Below are 423 nucleotides of genomic sequence, written 5' to 3' on the forward strand. Positions count from 1 at the left end.
CGCGAAGCGGACGGTCGCGCGGACGTGCTCCACCCAGTAGTCCGGGCTGCTCAGCTGCCCCGGTCCGGCGAGGGTGCCGGTGACGTTGGAGACGACCGGGATGCGCGGCTCGGCGTACGCCAACCCCCGCGCGACCTCGCGGAAGGCGTCGAGCATCGGCTCCATCAGCGCCGAGTGGAAGGCGTGGCTGACCGACAACTGCTGCGTCTTGCGGCCCTCGGCCACGAACTCGGCCGCCAGCGCCGTCACCTCGGCCTCAGGCCCCGCCACCACCACCGAATCCGGACCGTTGACCGCCGCTAGCGACAGCCCCTCGGTGAGCCGGCCGGTGACCTCCGCCTCGGTGACCTGGACGGCCACCATCGCACCGCCCGCCGGCAGTTCCTGCATCAGCCGGGCCCGAGCGGCCACCAGCGTGCAGGC

The 423-nt window shown here is 73.5% G+C and carries 1 protein-coding gene; it reads right to left on the minus strand.

All coding sequences use genetic code 11. From position 1 onward, the window contains the following. A partial coding sequence (locus tag HO151_RS02835; protein WP_254594665.1) for an acyltransferase domain-containing protein occupies positions 1-423 on the minus strand: 423 nt, incomplete at both ends.

It is taken from the genome of Streptomyces sp. 8P21H-1, from assembly GCF_013302945.1.